Source organism: Archangium violaceum Cb vi76 (genome assembly GCF_000733295.1).
GTDB lineage: Bacteria > Myxococcota > Myxococcia > Myxococcales > Myxococcaceae > Archangium > Archangium violaceum.
Genome location: NZ_JPMI01000004.1, coordinates 57,508 through 76,645, shown reverse-complemented (window position 1 = coordinate 76,645; position 19,138 = coordinate 57,508). Strand labels below are relative to the sequence as shown.

Below are 19,138 nucleotides of genomic sequence, written 5' to 3'. Positions count from 1 at the left end.
GGCGACAGGAGGACACCGTGGCCCGAGAGAACACCTGCCAGTTCGCCATCCTGGGGATGCTGTGCCGGGAGCCCATGAGCGGCTACGGCCTGCGCCAGACCATCGAGCGGACGGTGGGGCACTTCTGGCAGGAGAGCTACGGCAACCTGTACCCGACGCTGGAGCGGATGGAGGCGGAGGGGCTGGTCGCGCTCGATCGGGAGGAGCATTCGCCGGGCGGGCGGGTGCGCAAGGTGTACCGGGTGACGGCGGACGGGCGGCGGGTGCTCTCGGAGTGGCTGCGGCGGCCAGTGGTGCCCCACGTGGAGCGCAACGAGCTGCTGCTCAAGCTCTTCTTCGGGGGCCGGGTGGGGCCGGAGGACTCGCTGGCGCACGTGGAGCGCAGCCGGGCGGAGGCAGAGGGGTTGCTGGCCACGCTGCGGCTCATCGACGAGGACGTCCGCCACTCGCGCGAGGGCCACCCGGAGCTGCCCTACTGGCACCTGTCCATTCGCGCGGGGTTGCTCGGCCTGGAGGCGCACCTGCGCTGGTGCGACGAGGCCCAGGAGACCCTCCAGCGTCTGGCGCACACGAAGGATTCGAAGAAGAAGAAGAAGGGGGAAGTGGGATGAGCGGGAGAGAAGACTCGCGGCGCGTGCAGGTGTTCCTGCCATGGCTCGCCCTGGTGGGCGGGGCCGGCATGTCCATGCTCTTGAACTCGCGGGGGTCGCTGCTGCCCGGCTGGTTGATGGGCGCCTTGTTTCTCTTCTTCGTCCGCCAGCAGCGGCCAGGAGTGGGTTTCGCTGGCATCCTCTGCGTGAGCACCCTCGCCACGGGCCTGGCGAACCTGGAGGTGTTCCCCGGGTCCGTCGCGGGCAGTTTCGGGATGGCGTTGGGTGGCGCGCTCTTCATGGCGCTGGTGTTCCTGGCGGACCGGCTCATCGTGGGGCCGAGGGCGTCCTTCGCGGGGACGCTCTTCCTGCCGGCGGCGATGACGTGGCTGGAGCTCTTCAGCAGTCAGGGCAGCCCGTTCGGCACCTGGGGCTCGCTGGCCTACACCCAGGCGGGCGCCCCCGTGCTGGTGCAGCTCGTGTCGGTGACGGGACTGTGGGGCCTGACGTTCCTCCTGGTGTGGTTCGCCTCCGTGGCCAACTGGGCCTTCGAGCACCGGGACGAGGGGCGCCGCGTGCTGCCGGGAGTCGCGGTGTTCGCGGGCGTGCTCGGGGTCATCCTCGCTTTCGGCGCGCTGCGGCTCGCGAGGGCGGGGAGCGTGGGCGAGCCCGTACGGGTCGCGGGCATCACGGTGGCGGGAGAGGTGGCCGCGGGACGCGAGGCGGGGCTGTCCCGGCTCATCCAGGGAGGGACGCTGGGTGACGAGGACTGGCGTGCCTTCGCCGAGGCCTCGGGGGCGGTGAACGAGGAGTTGTTGCGCCTGTCGGAGCGCGAGGCCGGGCGAGGGGCGAAGCTCATCCTCTGGTCCGAGGGCAACGCGGTGGTGCTGGCCGGGCAACTGCCGGCCCTGCTCTCCCGGGGGAGCGCCCTGGCGCGCGAGCGGAGCGTGTGGCTCGGCATGGCGGTGGCGAGCTTCGAGCCCTCGGAGGAGCGCATGTTGCGCAATGAGCTCATCCTGGTGGGGCCGGATGGGAAGGTGGCCTGGCGCTACGTGAAGGCCCGGCCGGTCCCGGGGTGGGAGGCGGACCACTCCATCGCTGGGAGCAAGGAGGTGCCGGTGCTGCGCGACTCGAGCGTGGGGAGCGTGGGGGGCGCCATCTGCTTCGATGGGGACTTCCCGGCGGACTTCGCCGACCCCACGTCGCGTGGGCTCGAGCTGCTCCTGCTGCCAGCGAGCGACTGGCGAGGCATCAGCTCGCCACACATGCGGCAGGCGGTGTTCCGCGCGGTGGAGCAGGGCTTCAGCCTGTTGCGGCAGGCGAACCAGGGCCTGTCGGTGGCGGTGGATGGTTACGGGCGCGTGTATGGCGAGCTGGACCACTTCACGACGGAGGAGCGGGTGTTGCGCGCGGAGCTGCCGGTGGGACGGGTGCCCACGCTCTACTCGCACATCGGCGATTCCGTGGGGCTGCTCTCGGGCCTGGTCACGCTGGGGTGGGTGGGCTGGGCCGTCGTGAGAGGGCTTCTCCGGCGGTGGCGTGCACATGAGGGGCTTCACGCGCAGCCAACACCGGAGCTGTAGCCCGGCGGCTCACCCTGGAGGGAGCGGAGCGGGCTCCCCGATGGGCTGATAGGGCAGTTCCAGCGTGAACGTGGCGCCACGCCCGGGCCCGTCACTGTGGACCGTCAGCGAGCCTCCCAGCTCCTGGGCCGCCACGGCACTCGAGTGCAGACCGAAACCGTGCCCTTCCTTCCGGGTGGTGAAGCCGTACTGGAAGATGCGCGTGAGCAGCTCCTGGGAGATGCCCATGCCATGGTCCTGGACGGCGATGCGCACACGGTCGGGCACGGGGCGCTCCAGCGTCACGGTCAGGATGCGCCGCTCCGACGGTGTCCCATCCATGGCGTACTTCGCGTTGCTGATGAGATTGACCAGGATCATCAGCACCTTGTGCTTGTCCGTCATCACGGGAGGCAGGAAGGACAGTTGCCGGACCTCCTTCACCTGGTGACGGGTGAGCGCGGCCGCGTTGATGCGCAGCGCATCGTCCACCAGTGATGCCAGCAGGACGGGCTCGCTCATCCGCGGGGTCCGGGCATGGTTCTGCTGCACCTTGACGATGTCGCCGATGTGCTCCGTGTACCGGCCCACGTCCTCCAGCAGGGTGCAGATCTCCTGGCGCTCCCTCAGCAGGTTCTGTCCCAGCTTGCTCATGAAGGGCAGCACGTTGCGCCCGCGCTCGTCCTCGGTGATGAAGCGCTGGAGGTCCGTCTGGTTCTCATCGAGCAGGGTGGCCACCCGGCTCACGTGCTCCAACCGCAGCTCGCCCACCCGGCTCCGTGCCAGTTGGGAGGAGGTGTAGACGCTGTTGAGCACATTGCCCACGTTGTGCAGCACGTTGGTGGCGATCTCCGCCATTCCCGCCTGCCGCGCCGTCTGCACGAGCTGTCCGTGGACCGTCTTCAGCTCCCGGGTGCGCTCCTCGACACGATGCTCCAGTCCCTCGTTGGCCTGCCGCAGCTGCTCCTCCCGCTGCTGGACCTTGTCGGCCATGCGCCGGAAGGCCCCCGCCAGCTGCCCCAGCTCGTCCTCGCGCGAGGCGTCCAGCGCCACCTGGAAATCACCAGACGCCACCCGGTGGGTGGCCTCGGTGAGCACCCGCAGCGGTCGGGCGATCTGCCTCTGGAGCACCAGGTACATGATGACCAGCTCCAGCAGCAGGGACGCCAGGCCGAGCAGCAGCACATAGCGCGCCGATCTCCAGGCGGAGGCGGTCACCATGCTCTTGGGCAACACCGTGACGAAGTTCCAGCCCGGCCCCCGCAGCCGGGCCACGGCGAGGTACTCGCCATACTCGGGCAGCTCCAGGATGTCTTCGCCGGGCTGACGGTTGCGTACCTTCTCGAAGAGGCTCCGCAGGTGGGCCCGCTCCGCTTCGGAAGCGAGCCGAGGGGGAATCCCTCCGGCTTGCGAAGCGGTGCCCAGGATGTCGTAGCCCATGGTGGCGCCCCGCATGTCCAGCGCGGGATGCGCGATGAGCTGGCCGTCATCCCGCACGAGCAGGTTGTAGGTGCCGGGCAGGTGGTCGTTGATGGAGCGATCCATCAGCTGATCCAGCCAGATGTCATGGGAAAACGACGCGACATGGCGCCCCTCCATGTCCAGCGGGGTGCTCGCCGTGACCAGCCAGCTCTGGGTGGGGGAATACAGATAGCTGCCAGTCCAGACCGTTTGCCGCCGTGGGCTCTTCTCGGGAGTGGTGATGGTGAACAGCTCGTACTCGAGCGTCGGGTCATCCGCCGGGAGGTCCAGGGCCCATCTGGGCCTCTCGGGCCAGAACGTGAGGACCGGTCCCTCCACCAGGGTGATGTAGGTATCCGTGAAGCGGACGGAGAAGGAGGGCCCGTACTGCGTGATGACGTCGTGCGCGGCCAGGATGCGGCGGCGCAGCTCCGTATCGAGCTTCACCCCGGGGGGGACGAAGAGGCCCACCATCCTCAATCCATCGAAGCCCTCGACGCGGGAGCGGACGGTGCCATCCGGCCATGGGGTGAACAGACTGTCGAAGCGTGGATCCGGATCCTGCTGACTCCAGACCCGGATGCGCTCCTCCAGGGCCTTCACGAGAAGCGCATGATTGTCCCGCGCCAGCAGGAAGATGGCCTCCTCTCGCTGGCTGCGCTCCGCCACATGCCGCGCCAGTTGCTGGACGGCGTCCTCTCGCAGCGTGTGGAACATGTGCAGGTAGCTGGCGAGCGTGGTCAGTGCGATGAGGATGCCGATGCGCACGCCCATCTGGATGAGGGTCGAGCGAGCCAGCGACGCGGGTCGGAGAAGGGGGGCTGCCATTCGGGAATGGCTCAACCGCGACCGGAGCAGGATGTTTCCCTCGCCCAGGCGCTCCAGGGTTTGTTCAGCGTCTGTCCTGTATGTAGAGAGGGGGCATCCGGGAGCCCGCCAGCCATCCGGTTCCCCACCCGCCGGGTGCACGAGGCGTTGACCAGGAGCCCGCCTGGCTCGGGCTCCCCTGGCAGCGGTGTGTCGATGCGCTCAGGTCTGGCGCCCGTGCGCCGACGCGGTCAGTTGCGAGGTATCGACGCGGACGAAGATCGAATCACCCACCGCGGTCAGCACGTCGCCGGCATGGACCTCACAGAGGACGCGGCTCTTGCGGCCGAGCTCGCCTTCGACACGCGCACGAAGGGTCAGCTTCACCCCCATGGGCGTGGGCTTGAGGAACTTCACGCCGAGGCTGCCGGTGACGCATTCGATTCGCGGCAGGCTGCCAGGTGCGCGGCCCTCGGCGCGGTAGTGGTAGGCCATCGCGGTCCAGTTCGAGTGGCAGTCGACCAGCATGGCGATGAGGCCGCCGTACACCAACTGGGGCCAACCCGTGTACTTGTCTTCGGGGGTGTGCTCGGTGATGACGTGGACACCGTCATCATGCCAGTAGCTCTGGATATGCAGGCCGTGCGGATTGCCGCAGCCACAGCCGTAGCAGATGCCTTCTGGCGCGGCGATCTCCTGCAATGATGCGATTCCCATGGATGGCCCTCGTCTGGCTCGAAGCAGGAAGAAGCTATCGGCTTTGGGCGCTTCCGGGGAGCCGCTCGAGCATCAGGCTCGGCTCGCCCTTGTACGTCCCACGTGCGAACTCGCGGAACCCGCACCTGTTAGCGACCTTGACCGAGGCCTCGTTCTTCGGGTCGATGAGGCACACCACGCGATCCGGGCCGAACCGCTCCTCCGTCCACCGCAGCGCCGCGCTCACGGCCTCCGTGGCGAATCCCTTTCCCTGGGCCCACGGAGCCAGCACCCATCCGGCCTCCTTGGAGCCGCCGAGCGAGGGCTGGATGTCCCGCCGGAAGTCCGCGAGCCCCACCTCGCCGACGAACCGGCCCGTGCTCTTCTCGCGCACCACCCAGTAGCCGAACCCCAGCAACTGCCAGTGGCCCACGTTGCGCAACAGGCGGAACCACGTCTCCTCGGAAGTGGACGGCTTGCCGGTGATGTACCGGACGACCTGAGGGTCCGACCACAGCGCGTGGGACTCCTCGAAGTCCTCGAGTCTCGAGCAGCGCATCGTGAGGCGCTCGGTGTCGATGTCGGAACTGATGATGGTGGGCACGGGCTCCCCTCCTGTGCGGTTCCCGGCACCGTGACACCAGGACCGGCACGGCACAAGCCTGCAGGTCCAATGACGCCTCCCCTCCGGGCCCTCACTCGGCGAAGCTGTCCCCCATGAAGACCGAATTCATCCTGCTCCGCCACGGTGAGACGGAGTGGAACACCCTGGGGCGTCTTCAGGGACACCGGGACAGCGCACTGAGCGCCAAGGGCCTGCGTCAGGCGGACGCACTCGCCGTGCGCCTCACGTCCGTCCCCTTCCAGGCGCTCTACTGCAGCGACCTGGGACGCGCGCGGGAGACAGCGCGCCGCATCGCCGCGCGCACGGGCCATCCCGTCCTCGAGGACATGCGCCTGCGCGAGCGGGGCCTGGGCATCCTGGAAGGGCTCACGCGGGACGAGGCGGGCCAGCGCCACCCCGAGGTGTTCGCGGAGTACGCGGCGGGCGGGCCGGACTTCATCATCCCCGGAGGAGAGAGCGCGACCCAGCGGCTCCGCCATGCGGTCGAGTGTCTGGAGGAGCTCGGAGCCCGCCACGTGGGAACGCGTGTCGTGGTGGTCACCCATGGAGGCGTCCTCAGCAGCCTGTTCCGGCACTGCCTGGGGATTCCGCCTGGCGTGCCGCGCGCCTTCTCCGTGCTCAACGCCAGCTGGAGCCAGTTCGACTACCACCCGGGCGCCTTCCGGTTGGTGACCTGGGGCGATGTGAACCACCTGAGGGACACCAGCCGCGACGACACGTGAGCCGGTGAGTTTGCAAAAGTTCAACTCAAGCAGTAAGCCGAAACGAAGGTACCGCCGGGCTAGGAGGCGAGGGAGGAATTGAGGCAGACAGGGCCAGTGGGAGCCCAGTCATGGGTCGTTGTCTGCGGGTATGCGCGCGGCAAGCCGACCGTAGTCATATCGATGGCCATCCTTGGACGCATTGTTCCGCCGCGGTGGTTGAAGGTATAGTTTTCTGGAGACCTATGCGTTCCGGAGGTGGTCATGCCAAACACCGTCGGTGTCAATAAGCTGTCAGTCGTCAAGGAAGATAGCAATGGCATCACCGTGGCGTTTCCCGATGTCTGCAAGACGCCCAGTCCGGCGGGGCCCGTTCCGATTCCCTACCCAAACATCGCCAAATCGTCGGACACCACCAAGGGGAGCAAGGAGGTAACGGCGGACGGCAAGCCCCTATGCCTGGAGGACTCACACTTCAGTACCAGTACGGGGGACGAGGCAGGCACGGCGGGCGGTGGTGTGGCCTCAGGCAAGACGAAGGGCAAGGCCGAGTTCGTCAACTACTCGTTCGACGTGATGTTCGAGGGCAAGCATGTGGCGAGGGCGCTCGATCTGATGCTGCACAACGACAAGAACACGCCGCCAACTCCGGTCATGCAACCCCCTGTCGTCGCGCTGGGTAAGGCGGCCAAGGACGCGTGCGACTGCTGTGGAGAGCCCCGGTAGCGGTGTCCAGAGGAGAGACAAATGGCTCTCAGAAATACCCAACACACCTGGGACGTGGAGAAGCTGCCGGGCAAGCACATCTCCGACGGAGGCAAGGGATGCCTCAATGCGCATCTTTCCGCCTACCGCGAGTCCGACCCTTGTAGCTACCGGGGTCAGGCCTACAAGAAGGCCCTTGGGGATTCCACCAAGTACAACTACCCCGCTTATTCCTCGCTGTGTGTCCAGGAAGGGGACAAGGCGCCGTCCTTCTTCATGGAGACTCTGCGCCTGCTGAGCCTGATAACCCCGGCCCCCAAGGAGGGGCAATGGGACCTGGAGTCGGAGTCCACGGAGGGCAAGAAAAACTTCCGAGACAGTGCGGACGTCCCGTACTGGCATGAGGCGCACCACATTGTGCCCAACGGAACCCTCCAGAAGGCCATCACGGACGTGGGCAAGGGTCAGCCCATGGAGCAGGAGATCAAACTCATGGTGCGTGCCGGGCTGCTCGATGAGGGCTACAACCTCAATGACATGAAGAACATGATCATCCTTCCCATGGACCGGAAGGTGGCACTGGCGCTCGGCCTGCCACGCCACCGACAGACCCGTTGGCTCTGGTCACACACCAGCTACAACAATCACGTCTTCTTTCGCCTGAAGGACTTCTTCGCCGACATGAAGATGACTGCGGAAAAATGTAAGGACCGCGTGCCTCAATACCGGAAATGCAAGAAGCTGCTCGAGGACCTCTCGGAGGAACTGTATCCAGCGATCAAAGAAGCCGGTAAGACGTCACAGCAGCAGGGAGAGAGCAAAGCGCTCGATGAGATGTCCGGGTCGTACTTTACGAAGAAGGTCAAGCAGACGTTGGGCTCTAGTCAGGACACTTCGTTCTAGGGTAGGACACGGTTCCGGATGGAAATGATGCGATTCTTCATGCTTGGAATCCTGGGCGACCCCAATGACGATAGTCTGTGCGTCCTCGACAACTTCATCGAAGGCATCGCCCCTCATTCCTGGCGGGTGATGCGAGGAGCTCCGCTGGCGCCGCACCTCCCGAAAGACCCTCGTATCTACATGGACGACGATCACCCGGGCATCAAGCTGTCGTCCTTCATCGGGAACACATCGGGGATGCTCATCGGCACCTCCGAACTCAAGGCGGTGGTCGAAACGTATTGCCCACAGGGGGTGGAATACATCCCCTTCACGCTTTACGACCATCGCAAGCGTATCCACAGCCGTGACTACTTCATCATCAATCCCCTAGGCACCTTCGACTGTCTGGACACCCGGGCCAGTGACATCCTTTGGGACGACGAGAACCCGGGCACCATCCTGCGCGTGAGGGAACCCGTCCTGGAGCGGAATAAGCTGAAGGATGCCCCTCCGCTATTCCGTATTGCGCATGATCCCGCGTCTTACGTCCTGCGCGTGGACCTGGCGCGCGAGTTCAAGAACCGCAAGTTCACCAACATCTGGTGGACGGAACTGACGCTGAGCGAAGGGGAGTGACCCCTGTGGGGAACGCGCAGGAGCCATGACGGGACTGGTCATCACGAGCATGGGGGCGGTGACCTCGGTAGGGCGAGATGCGCTCTGCGCGTGTGCCGCCATACGGGCCCGTATCACCCGGCCTTCGCCCCTCTCCTACTTCCGAGAGGTGGTCGCGGAAACACAGGAAGAGGCCCCCCTCACCGGTCATCCCATCCGCGGCTACACAGAGGGCTTCGACCTCACGGGCCGCTGGCTGCGGCTGGCGCTCGGAGGGGTGGAGAGCCTACTCGGAAGTGCCGGTGCACCGAAGGCCGGGGATGTGGGCTTCTGGTCACGGACGGGGCTGGTGGCCGTGCTGCCCCACCGGGAGGACCTCCTCCGCTCCCATGCGCCCCAGGAAGATGGCGCGATGGTGGCCCCTACCGCCCTCGCGCTTCGGAAACGGCTCCGGCTGGCCATCCCTGAGCAGCGAATAGGGTTGGTGGCGCGAGGACATGCGGGCGTCGCCGTGGCGATCGAGCAGGCTCGCCAGTGGCTGGAAGGTTCTGGACTGGAGCGAGTCCTGGTGGTGGCGGCGGACTCGTACTTGACGCCACTCCCCCTGAAGCGGCTTGAGCGGCAGCGGCGCCTCAAGTCCCAGGGACGGCCCGTGGGCCTTCAGCCTGGCGAGGCCGGAGTGGCATTCCTTCTGGAGACAGCGGTGGGAGCACGGCGCCGGAATGCACGGGTGCTGGCGCGCGTCAGTGCCGTGGCGACCGCGCTAGAGTTGGTGGATGAGCGCACGCCTCGGCTCTTCTCGGGGGCTGCACTGGCTGGATGCCTGCAACAGGTGATGGAGCCAACCGGAGGCACGAGGCCCTTCGCGGGAGAAATCCTCGTCGACTTGACTGGCGAGGAATGGCGCGCCCGGTTGTGGGGCAGCGCGTTGGTGCGGACCCGGTTCCAGGAGGCTCCGCGGGTGCGGTCTCCGGCATCCTCGGTGGGGGACACCGGGGCCGCAAGTGGAGCACTGGGCATCTGCTTGGCTGCCCATGGTTTCCTTCGCCCCTGGGTGGGCTCAAGTGGGGCGGTTGTGGTCTCCTGCTCGGATGATGGGCGCGTGGGGTGTGTGGCGTTGCTACCGGCAGTTGGTGGCGCAGGAGCGGAGGCTGCTGCTCGATTATTTGGAGCGATGCCATGACATCCGAGTTCCTGCCGGTCATCATCACGAACGCACTCGACGAGAATCGTGAGTTGCTGCCCAGCGTGGTGAAGGGGCAGATTGACTTCAAGGGCATCCTCACGTTCTGCCGGAATTTCCGTGCCGCAGGAATCGCAACGCTGTTTCTCGGAGGAGAGCCCAGCGCATTCCAGCAACTCCTGCAGTGCAGCGGACGCGCCTTCGCTCATTTCCTGAGCACCGTGACGCCCCCAGGCCCGTTGACCAGCAAAGCGCAACCCTTCTTCGACGCAGTGGCCGCAGGGGACTTCGAGGGGGCCTCGCAGATTGCCCACCGCTCACGCCGCACCTGGGCGCAAGGCGAGGAGTACGAAGAGGACTACCTCTTCGTCACGTTCTGCATGCAGTACTTCACATCGGAGGCGGAACGAACCCCGGGAGAGGCGCTGCTCCAGCGGTATGAGGCTGCGCTCCAGAGTTCCGAGGACCTGCGCTTGCCTGCCTGCCAGGCTTTGCGCCAGGGCGATTCGCGAGCCTTCAACGAGGCGATGAGGCTGTTCCTGGCGGAGCGCGGCACGCGGATGGATGACCGCCGAATGAGGGCCGCGCTCTCCGTCGAGGAGGCGGCCACCGAGGCGGCGCTGGCGGTAGAGGGACTCGCGCTGGTCCGGCTCGCGGAGCGCGCCGGGCTCGCCACAGAGGGGGACTTTCTCCACATCCCGTCCGTCGCACGGGAAGGGAGCGCTCACTCAATGGCCCCCGATGCCTGGCAGCGGCTCTGGAACTGACGCCCAGGCCAGAGGAGACCGGGGACTCAAGGGTCCCCGTGCCCGCTCTGGAACGCAGTGCTGCCCATTCGCCAGGGGCTTCCGTAGCCGTACGGTCGAGCAATGCCTCGCCGCGCTCACCAAGGTCTCACGTCCCCTGGTCCTTCCTTGACCTGCGCGACGAGCGGGGACTCGATGCCGCGTTCGGCTTGAGCCGCTTCCTTCCGGTCCATGGCGACGACGTCCTGCCCGAGCCACCGCTCGAGGCGCTCGCGAAGGGCGCTGGCGCCGAAGTGGAGCTGCTGATCGGCACGAACGCCCAGGAGATGAACCTGTACTTCGTACCAACGGGGGTGCGGCGCGGGATACCCGGCTGGCTGGCGGCGCTGATGCTCAGCCGCTCGGTGCGAGGCGCGCGGGCCATCCTCAATGCCTATGGTCTGAAGAAGAAGGGCCGGCGCCCGGGCGAGGCCCTGACCGAGGCCATGCACGATCTGGTCTTCCGCTGGCCCACGCGTCAGTTCGCGGCGTCCCACCGAGGGGATGGGCACGAGCGGTGTCTCCGGGGTAGACCGCCGGGCCAAGCGCTCCACGACACAAACCACGTGCTCTGCGGCTGACCTGAAGGGATAGCCCCGCCAGTCCAACCCGGACAGTGGGCAAGGGCGTCGCGCACGGCGAGGACGTCCTTCTTCACCAGAGGTCTGGGAAGAGATTCCCCACTGGATGAGAAGCCCCGGCCGCCAGCGGACGCTCCAACCGGGTCCCGGCGATTGAAACCCGATTTCGCCGCATGGTAGGACCCCGGTGAGCGCCCGCTCCCCACCGAACATCATGGAATCTCCCGGAGGTCGACGACCTCGCCAGCGGTTGGTTCGAATCATCGCAGGTGCGCTCCTGGTTCTCGTGGCGCTCCCCGCGGTGGTGCTGGTCACGGCGGTGGCCGCGCTGCACAACCTCGCTCACCCCTGGCTGAAACAGCGCATCGTCTCCAGCGTGGAAGCGGCCACGGGCCTTCAGCTGGACTACCAGGCAGCCCAGGTCGCCGTGCTCTCCGGTCTGCGACTGGAAGGACTCGTGGTACGTACCCCGCCGCCGTTCCAAGGCGTCGCGCCCGAGCTGCTGCGCGTCGGCTCGTTGGAGGCGCAATGGTCGCCCGGCTCCCTGATTAGCGGGACCACCCGGGTCGAACGGGTCACGGTGCGGGACGTGGCCTTTGTCCTGGTGGCCGACGATGCGGGTCCCACGTCCCTCACTGGCCTGACGAGCCCGGAAGCCCCCGCGACACCGCCCTTGGAAGCGCCACTCGGAGCCTCGCAGCAGGTCGCGGCCCTCCTCGCTTCCGCGCCTCCCGTCGGGAAGGTCGAAGTGTCGGGCGTGTCATTGGGTTACGTCCGGGTCCGGAACGGTGAAGTGCTCGAGCGCTGGTCCTTGCGTGGGCTCGCGGCCGAGGTCGAGGCCAGGCACCAGGACGATGGCTGGAAGCTCTTCGCGAAGACAGGCCAGACCGGGACGCCGCTTCCCCTGGAGTTGAGCCGTGAAGGCCCGGCCATTCAACCGGCCCAGGCGTTGCTGGAGCTGAGCCTCTCCGCGGAGGCAGGGGCATCGGCCGCTCAGGCGCGGGTGGACCTCGATGTCACCCGGCAGACCTTCGATCCGCGGCTCTCCATCCGCCCCCTGCTGCACGGCACGGTCTCCGCGAAGTTCGATGCCGAGAAGCGGCACATCGCCCTCGAGTTGGACCGAACCCAGCTGACCGACAGCGCCGAAGTGCAGGCCCGATTGGTGCTTCCGGATGCGGCGGATGTTCCGCCCGTCCTGACTCGGGCCCTGGCGGAGATCGATCTCGGACAACTGCTGCAACGGCTCCCCGCCGAATGGCGTCCGTTCTCGCTCGAGCGCGGCAAGGTGCATCTGGATGCCCAGGAGGTCACGCTCAGCGCCATGCCGCAGCTGGGCGCCCAGGGCAGACTCGGGCTGGAGGTCGACGTCGCGGCGCTCCAGCTCGCTCGAGACGGGCTCCGGGTGGCACTCGGCGGTGGACGCGTCTCCCTGGTGGCGACCCCGGATCCCCAGAAGGGCCTGGCCGCTCGACTCACCTTCGGGCTCCAGGGGCTCGATGTCGGAGGGCCCACGGCGCTGCGTGTTCCGAAGGCCTCTGGCGAACTGAAGGGTCACCAGCTGCGGCCAGACTCCTCCTCGCCCATCCAGGTCGCGGGGGATGCGGCCCTGTCCGGAATGGTGGAGGCCTTGGACGTCCGTGCCTCCGGGCTCCGTGCGACCGCTCAACGTCTGGGATTCCAGCTCCATGCGCCCCTGACGGGAGAGCCGCCCTTCGCACTGAAAGCGGACCTGCCCGTGGAGGCACTCCAGGTGCTCACCGCGGATGGACGCGAGGTGCTGAAGGGTCCCGTGCACGTGAAGCTCGGCGTGTCGGAGGCATTCCCCCGGTTGGACGAGCCGCGGCTGAGCCGGGCCCGCGCCCGTCTGGAGCTCGACGTCGGCACGATGCACGCGTCGGTGGATGCCACCAAGGGAACCGACGCGGTGGCGTACACCCTGGCCGTCCAGACCCCGGACCTCGCCGCTGCCCGGCCCTTCATCCCCGATTCGGTCGCCGCACGTCTTCCCTGGAAGCACCTGGCCGTGGACCTGACGTCCACGGGCACACTGGCGGCGCTCTTCTCCTCCTCGCCACGGGTGGAGCACCGCACGGAGCTGCGCCTGCAGCGGCCGGGATGGGACGACGTGTCGGCCAGCAACGTCGCCGTCGTGATGCGCTCGCGAGGAGATGCCTGGCGTCACAAGGGCGACCTGGATCTTCGAATCGAAGGGCTGCGCGTCGGTGAGAACGACGCGGGTTCACAGCACCAGACCCTGACGTTGGATCTGGATCGCCGGAAGCCGTCGCTCCGGCTGGGGCTCACCAGTCAGGCGGGACTGAAGCTCGCACTCGATGCCGCACTGGCGTTCGACCGGAAGAGCCGCTCGCTTCGCTGTGATGTCACCAGTGCCATTCCTCCCCTCGGTGCGCTCACACCCCTCCTGGCCAGGGCCGGGGTGCCCAGGGAACTGGAGCCCTCGAAGCTCGAGCTGAACGTCGACCTGCATGGCACGCTGCTCGGCGTACTCACGGACATCGCCGCCGACGGCACCCCGAGCCTGACCCCCAACCCGGCACGGACCGCCCACTTCGAGGGAAAGGCGGTGGTGGACGCGCGCGGCATCCGCTGGAGGGAGGATGCCCGGTCGATCAACCTCCCCGCACTGCTGCGTTGGCAGGTCGAGTCGCGCGCCGAGGGGCCACGGCGAATCGTCCACAGCCACCTGACGGTAGAAAAACTCAACGTGGGCCTGAGCGATCGCCGGCTGTCCTTCGCCGAGGTGTCCAGCGACACCACCGCCACCTTCACCGAGAAGTGGGAAGCGGACGAGCTCGCGCTGAAACAACACTTGAAGGTCCGCTCCCTCGAGCAGAAGCCGGCGCTGCCCTACCCGGTCCAGGACCTGGAATGGTCGTTCTCCGCCCGCCGTGAGCCCAATGGCCTCATCCACATCCCCGACCTGCAACTGACCCATGCGGGGACGAGTACCCAGCTGAACGCCGAAGGCCGGCTCGAGCTCGGCGAAGACCGGCGCCGGCTGGCGGTCCAGGGGAAGTTGAAGCAGGACCTGTCCAAGCTCGCGCGGCCCGGCATCCTCGAGAGCAGCGGCGATGTCACGCTCGATTTCCAGGTGGCCTCGCCCAACCTGGTGGTCTTCCGGACCCTCTCCAACGTTCTCCTCCAGAACGTGAACCTGCGGCTGCCCGAATCAGGAGTCACCCTCGAAGCGCTCGATGGCAACGTGCCGCTGACCGAGAACGTGGAGCTCCTCGACGGCCAGGTGAAGCTGCTGGACGACATCGAGGTGAACCCGTACTCGATGCTTCGTTTCGCCGACCAGCACCCCTTGCTCTCGCGCAGTGGATTCATGTCGGTGGGCAGCATCACCACGCCGCTCATCTCCATCGCTCCCTTGGCCGGAAACCTGTCCATCAACCAGAACATGTTCTCCCTGAGCCAGCTGGAGATGGGCGTCCGGGGTGGACGTATCACCGGACAGTGCGTGTTGGACTGGCGGGGAAAGCACTCCACGCTGGAGGCCCGCGTGCGGGCCACCGGCGTGAAATCCTCCCGGGGCGAGCCCTTTGACGGAAACGCCGCGGTGGTCATCTCCGGCAAGGATCGCAGCGTCAACGGACGCGCGGAAATCCTGCGCATTGGCAACCGCCACCTGCTCGACCTGCTCGACCTCGAGGATCCGCACCACACCGATCCCGCCACCAACCGCGTCCGCTACGCCTTGAGCGTGGGCTACCCGGAACACGTGCGAGTGAGCTTCAACCAGGGCTTCGGCCGCATCCGCATCACCATGGGCGGTCTGGCCCGGTTTCTCAGCATCGACGAGATCCGAGGCATCCCCATGGGCCCCATCTTCGACCGAGCCATCGAATCCATGTCCCCTCCGGAGGCCACGCCATGAAACGCCGCGGGATGCTGCTTCTCGCCGCCCTCGCCCTTCCCGGGTGCATCCGCGCGCCAGAGATCGTCATGGTCGATCGCGCGACGGCACTCGAGGAACAGGCCTCGGGCTCCTTCAAGGACGTGGAGCGGCGTCTCGCTCGCGCGGGCATGAGCCCGACGCCGGTGCCGTTCACGCCCAACCAATTGGAGGAGCTCGGCATCCAACCCACACCGTTGGTCGAGAACCTCGGCAGGACGCAGGCGGACCGCGTCGACGAATTGCTGCGGCGTCACTGCGTGGGTGAAGGGAAGGACGGGTTGCTGGTGAACACCCGGCGCCAATGCCAGGCCGGACGCATGACAGCCGATGACGTGGCCCTGGTGGAACGGGTGAACCAGGCCCGGCTGCACCTGTGGCAATGGATGCGGACGGTCCGGCCCGACGTGACCGAGGAGGCGGTACGCCAGAGCTGGCAACAGGTGCACGCGAAGGGGGTCATCTGCGGCGGCTGGGTGGAAGCCGATGACGGCACCTGGGGAGAAAAGAAGTGCTGACGCCCCGTGTCCGGTACTTCCTGGTCCTCGCCGTTCTCATGCTCATGGTGGGCAGCGCCTGGGCGCAGGACGATGAGAACGACGGAGGCCTGCGCACGCTCTCACGGCTCACCGTGGGCATGGGAGATCAATTCCTGGGGCAGTTGGCGCCCGATGGGAACACGCTGATCTTCGTGTCCAACCGCAACATCGCGACCGAAATCTACATCCAGGATGTGGAACAGGGCCGCGAGCGCCGCCTCCTCGACGAAGGCGCGGACGTGACCTGGCCGAGGATCAGCCCCGACGGCAAACACCTGCTCTACATTTCGTTCCGGAACCAGGCCAGCGGCCAACTGTGCGTGCGGAAGCTGCCAGGTGGGGAAGACCGCCGCTGCCTCGAGGAGGAAACCAGCGCGCTGCAGGCGGAGTGGATGGATGCCTCGCATGTCGCGCTGGTGAGCCGGGCGACCATCCAGGGAGATTTGAGGTTGTCGCGGGTGGCGGTGGGACGCGAGTTGAGCGCGAGTCCCCTGATCGAGCGCAACCTGACCAGTCCCACCCTCTCACCGGATGGGCGCTGGCTGGTGTACGTCCCGGTCGAACGCTCCGTGCGGCAGGTGGGCCCTGGTTTCGCCGCGCGCGCCTCGCCCCATCTCGAGGCACTCCGGCTGGATCTCCCCGGCGCCACCCCCATCCCGATGGCGCTCGATCTTCCGGGCAAGACCGGACAGCCGGTGTTCGCGCTCGATGGGCGCTCGCTGTACGTGGTGCAGTTCTTCACCGACTCCAATGAGGACGGGGTGATCGACGCCAGCGACAAGGGCGTGCTGTTCCGCGTGCCCTTCGCCGCCGAGCGCGACGACGCGCCCGAGCTGGCCGCCGCCTCCAGTCCGGACCAACTCACCAGTGAGACGTGGAGCTGCGAGTACCCGGCGCCCGCGGCCACGTCACTCATCGCGACCTGTTCGCGAGCTCAATCGCTGGACGTGTATCAACTGCCGCTGGATGGACAGGTTCCCAGCAACTGGGACGTTCCTCGTCTCAACGAGGAATTGAAGATGGTGGGCAGGCGCGCCGATCTCCTCCTGCTCTACCGCCAGCGGCTGTTGCGCGAGGACCGGCCCAAACTCCGCCGGCTGCTGATGATGCGCCTGAGCCGGCTCCACCTGGCTTTCGAGGAGTTCGATGCGGCGGAGTTCTACGCCCGCCACATGCGTTCGGTGGACGACCCCCCGACCGCGGGACTGTCGGAGCCGCTGCGGCTCCTCATCGCTCACCGGCGTGCCCTGAAGGAGCGTGAACACGGGCGCATGTCCGGTGAGCTGGATGAGGCCGACCGGCAAGGCATGGCCGCGTTGGATCCCTCCGCCGCGCCCAGCCCGCCCTCCGCCGTCTTCCAACACGTGGTGCGCAGCGAGCTGGCGGAGGCCGCCGGAGACTTCACGCTGGCGCGTCGGGAGCTGGAAGCCGCCCAGGTGACCGACACCACACCGCGCGCGGTGCTGGAAGCCTGGTACGAACGAGCGGACGCGCTGTACCGCACGCTCGACGATCGGGAGGCCCTGGTCGAAGCCGGCCGCCAGCTCTCCATGAACAAGGTGTTTCGCGAGGACGACCAGCTCGACTTCGCTCGCGCCGCCGTCCGAGCCCTGTACCGGGGCCGCCCCTACGACGAGGCGGATGCCGTCATGGCCCAGGCACTCGCCTCGGCTCCCGCCGGCTCGGCCTATGCGTTCGCCCTGGAGCTGGGCCGGCACATCAATGCGTTGCACGAGGAGCGTCCCCCTCGCGCCGTCCGGGACGCATTGCTCGCGTTCTACCGGCAGCAGAAGGATCCCCTTCGCCGGCGAGTCCTGGTGCAAGACGCCGTCGAGCGCGCTGCGGGCCTGGGCGCCGACGGTGTAATGGAGGCGTTGGCGACGGTCTACGTGGACGACACCCCACCCGGTACCGAGGTCCGCCGCCAGGCCGACCGGTTATTCCGCCGCGCGATGATGGGCCGCGCCTACCGCCGGTTGGGGAGGCAGCGCCTGGACGAGGCCCGTGCCGACTTCGATCTCGTGACCCAACGGACGGGCTCGCTGGAGAGCGCCATCGAGTCCATGAACCTGCGTCTACGTGCCGGCGTCAGCCCCGAGGTGGTGGAAAAGGAAGTCACCACCACCTCCCCGAAGATGGCCAGGCCGCTCGCGCACTTCGTGAAGGCCTACCTGACCGCGCGCCAGTTGCCCAAACTGGAGGACGACCGCGCCCACGCCAACGCGGTGGCGTCGGCCGTGAAGGAGCTGCGCGCCGCATGGCCGGAGCTCAAGAACCAGCGCGCGGTGCACGCCCTGTCTGGAGCCATTCATCACGAGGACTTCCTCCGCGGTCGAGCGCCCGCCGCCGCCGAGCGCGCCAACCGGCACTACCTGATCGCCCTGGACCTGGTGCGCAACAACGTCCGCTACCGGGCGATGATCCTCGGAGCGTTGGGGCAGTTGCACACGCAGGTGGGCAACTTCCACATCGCCCTGGGCTACCTCGAGCAGCGCGACAAGTTGCCCTACGTGGACAACGCGGCGGGGCTGGCGGTGTCCCTCGCCCGGGCCCGGGCGCTCCTGCATGTCGGCCGCGAGAACGAGGCGGCACAGGCGGCGGATCAGGCCCTGGCCATGGCGGACGCCGCACCGAAGCTGGCCAGGTTCGTCCCCCTGGCCATGGATCGCGCGGCGCTCTACAACCTCGCCGCGGGCCGGTTCGAGCGTGCGTTGGCGCTCTATGATCGTGCATTGCCCGCCGTGGAAGCGAGCCCCAGCGATGCGGACGGTCTGCGCAACCGGCTGGTGGTACGGCTGGCCCGCTGCGCCGCGGCATTGGGGGCGGGTCAGCCCCAGCGGGCATTGGAGGACCTGGACAAGGTGGATCGCGACCTGGCCACCCCGGCCGTGCAGGCCACGCTGACGTGGGCCCGCGCCACCCCCCAGCACGTTCAGCGCTCCTATCGCATCATCGCCGCGGGACTGCGCGCCAATGCGGAGAGCCGGCTCGGGAACCTGGATACCGCCGCCCAGGCACTCGAACAACGGCGCGCGCTGTTCCTGGAGCAGTTCGCCGAGACGGAGCGCGATGAGGATCTCCGCGCGGTGACACTGGCGGAGATGCGGCTGGCCGAGAATGCCGTGGATCGCCGGGACACGGCGCGGGCGGCCCGCTGGTTGGGCAGTGCGCTCGAGCACGCGGATACCTTGATCAATCGCACCCACGCCCCGGTCGATACCGGCCAGTTGGATGTGCTCTGGTTCGCGGCGCAGTTGCACGCGGATGGAACCACGCGGGTGCCTTTCGACGTGCCCAAGCGTCTGGGTCAGGCGCAACGCTCCCTCATCGACCAGGGAGATCCTTCCTGGCGCGCCTATCTGGCGTGGTTCGAGATCTATCTGGCGCTCAGTGCACACCCGCCCGCCGAGGAGGTCCGGGACGCACTGCTGATGCCCTCGCAGCCATAGCTGGCCTTCTCCAGGGACCTGGGGTCCAATCC

At 67.4% G+C, this 19,138-nt stretch carries 15 protein-coding genes; 11 read left to right on the top strand and 4 right to left on the bottom strand.

Annotated features, from left to right (window positions below):
- The first annotated feature begins 17 nt into the window (after window positions 1–17).
- Window positions 18–611, top strand: coding sequence for a PadR family transcriptional regulator (locus Q664_RS00915; RefSeq protein ID WP_043388671.1), 594 nt, complete (start codon window positions 18–20; stop codon window positions 609–611).
- Window positions 608–2,173 carry a nitrilase-related carbon-nitrogen hydrolase gene (locus Q664_RS00910; protein WP_043388669.1) on the top strand — a complete coding sequence of 522 codons (1,566 nt, stop codon included), beginning with the start codon at window positions 608–610 and terminating at the stop codon, window positions 2,171–2,173. Before Q664_RS00915 ends, Q664_RS00910 begins: the two co-directional genes overlap by 4 nt.
- Window positions 2,174–2,182: 9 nt before the next feature.
- On the opposite strand, the gene Q664_RS00905 is transcribed toward Q664_RS00910, so the two are convergent.
- The 3 genes from Q664_RS00905 to Q664_RS00895 form a co-directional block, all read right to left on the bottom strand.
- A complete protein-coding gene (locus Q664_RS00905; protein ID WP_084609448.1) occupies window positions 2,183–4,441 on the bottom strand; it encodes a sensor histidine kinase in 2,259 nt (752 codons plus the stop codon).
- Window positions 4,442–4,642: 201 nt separating this feature from the next.
- Entirely contained in the window at window positions 4,643–5,137 is a 495-nt protein-coding gene (locus tag Q664_RS00900) for a PaaI family thioesterase (RefSeq protein ID WP_043388666.1), read from the bottom strand.
- 34 nt (window positions 5,138–5,171) lie between these two features.
- Entirely contained in the window at window positions 5,172–5,720 is a 549-nt protein-coding gene (locus tag Q664_RS00895) for a GNAT family N-acetyltransferase (RefSeq protein ID WP_235216506.1), read from the bottom strand.
- A 113-nt stretch (window positions 5,721–5,833) separates the two neighbouring features.
- Here Q664_RS00895 and Q664_RS00890 point away from each other — a divergent pair, with 113 nt between their 5' ends.
- The 4 genes from Q664_RS00890 to Q664_RS54015 all read left to right on the top strand — a co-directional run bounded on the left by Q664_RS00890 (window position 5,834) and on the right by Q664_RS54015 (window position 8,668).
- Complete coding sequence (locus Q664_RS00890) at window positions 5,834–6,463, top strand: histidine phosphatase family protein (protein WP_043388663.1); 630 nt, start codon at window positions 5,834–5,836, stop codon at window positions 6,461–6,463.
- Between the two features lie 243 nt (window positions 6,464–6,706).
- Complete coding sequence (locus Q664_RS00885; RefSeq protein WP_043388661.1) at window positions 6,707–7,168, top strand: DUF4150 domain-containing protein; 462 nt, start codon at window positions 6,707–6,709, stop codon at window positions 7,166–7,168.
- Between the two features lie 21 nt (window positions 7,169–7,189).
- On the top strand, window positions 7,190–8,050 hold the full coding sequence (locus tag Q664_RS00880; RefSeq protein ID WP_043388659.1) for an AHH domain-containing protein: 861 nt from the start codon (window positions 7,190–7,192) through the stop codon (window positions 8,048–8,050).
- An 18-nt stretch (window positions 8,051–8,068) separates the two neighbouring features.
- Window positions 8,069–8,668 (top strand): imm11 family protein, encoded by a 600-nt coding sequence (locus tag Q664_RS54015; protein WP_152621833.1) that lies wholly within the window; start codon window positions 8,069–8,071, stop codon window positions 8,666–8,668.
- Between the two features lie 313 nt (window positions 8,669–8,981).
- Here Q664_RS54015 and Q664_RS58785 read toward each other — a convergent pair whose 3' ends face one another.
- Window positions 8,982–9,146: a hypothetical protein gene (locus tag Q664_RS58785; protein ID WP_160174302.1), complete on the bottom strand. Its 165-nt coding sequence runs from the start codon at window positions 9,144–9,146 to the stop codon at window positions 8,982–8,984.
- Between the two features lie 737 nt (window positions 9,147–9,883).
- On the opposite strand from Q664_RS58785, the gene Q664_RS00865 reads away from it, so the two are divergent.
- The 5 genes from Q664_RS00865 to Q664_RS00845 all read left to right on the top strand — a co-directional run bounded on the left by Q664_RS00865 (window position 9,884) and on the right by Q664_RS00845 (window position 19,106).
- On the top strand, window positions 9,884–10,597 hold the full coding sequence (locus tag Q664_RS00865) for an Imm49 family immunity protein (RefSeq protein WP_160174301.1): 714 nt from the start codon (window positions 9,884–9,886) through the stop codon (window positions 10,595–10,597).
- Between the two features lie 188 nt (window positions 10,598–10,785).
- Entirely contained in the window at window positions 10,786–11,196 is a 411-nt protein-coding gene (locus tag Q664_RS00860; protein WP_043388653.1) for a carboxylesterase/lipase family protein, read from the top strand.
- Between the two features lie 214 nt (window positions 11,197–11,410).
- Window positions 11,411–15,100 carry a hypothetical protein gene (locus tag Q664_RS00855; protein ID WP_043388766.1) on the top strand — a complete coding sequence of 1,230 codons (3,690 nt, stop codon included), beginning with the start codon at window positions 11,411–11,413 and terminating at the stop codon, window positions 15,098–15,100.
- Complete coding sequence (locus Q664_RS00850) at window positions 15,097–15,636, top strand: DUF1318 domain-containing protein (protein ID WP_043388651.1); 540 nt, start codon at window positions 15,097–15,099, stop codon at window positions 15,634–15,636. The genes Q664_RS00855 and Q664_RS00850 overlap by 4 nt, the downstream gene beginning before the upstream one ends.
- On the top strand, window positions 15,630–19,106 hold the full coding sequence (locus Q664_RS00845; RefSeq protein WP_043388649.1) for a TolB-like translocation protein: 3,477 nt from the start codon (window positions 15,630–15,632) through the stop codon (window positions 19,104–19,106). The genes Q664_RS00850 and Q664_RS00845 overlap by 7 nt, the downstream gene beginning before the upstream one ends.
- Window positions 19,107–19,138 lie beyond the last annotated feature (32 nt).

Bases quoted from the DNA above. Each gene is read 5' to 3' on its own strand.
- Q664_RS00910 (WP_043388669.1), top strand. From the start codon at position 608: ATGAGCGGGAGAGAAGACTCGCGGCGCGTGCAGGTGTTCCTGCCATGG.
- Q664_RS00905 (WP_084609448.1), bottom strand. From the start codon at position 4,441: ATGGCAGCCCCCCTTCTCCGACCCGCGTCGCTGGCTCGCTCGACCCTC.
- Q664_RS00900 (WP_043388666.1), bottom strand. From the start codon at position 5,137: ATGGGAATCGCATCATTGCAGGAGATCGCCGCGCCAGAAGGCATCTGC.
- Q664_RS00890 (WP_043388663.1), top strand. From the start codon at position 5,834: ATGAAGACCGAATTCATCCTGCTCCGCCACGGTGAGACGGAGTGGAAC.
- Q664_RS00885 (WP_043388661.1), top strand. From the start codon at position 6,707: ATGCCAAACACCGTCGGTGTCAATAAGCTGTCAGTCGTCAAGGAAGAT.
- Q664_RS00880 (WP_043388659.1), top strand. From the start codon at position 7,190: ATGGCTCTCAGAAATACCCAACACACCTGGGACGTGGAGAAGCTGCCG.
- Q664_RS54015 (WP_152621833.1), top strand. From the start codon at position 8,069: ATGGAAATGATGCGATTCTTCATGCTTGGAATCCTGGGCGACCCCAAT.
- Q664_RS58785 (WP_160174302.1), bottom strand. From the start codon at position 9,146: ATGTCCTCGCGCCACCAACCCTATTCGCTGCTCAGGGATGGCCAGCCG.
- Q664_RS00855 (WP_043388766.1), top strand. From the start codon at position 11,411: ATGGAATCTCCCGGAGGTCGACGACCTCGCCAGCGGTTGGTTCGAATC.
- Q664_RS00850 (WP_043388651.1), top strand. From the start codon at position 15,097: ATGAAACGCCGCGGGATGCTGCTTCTCGCCGCCCTCGCCCTTCCCGGG.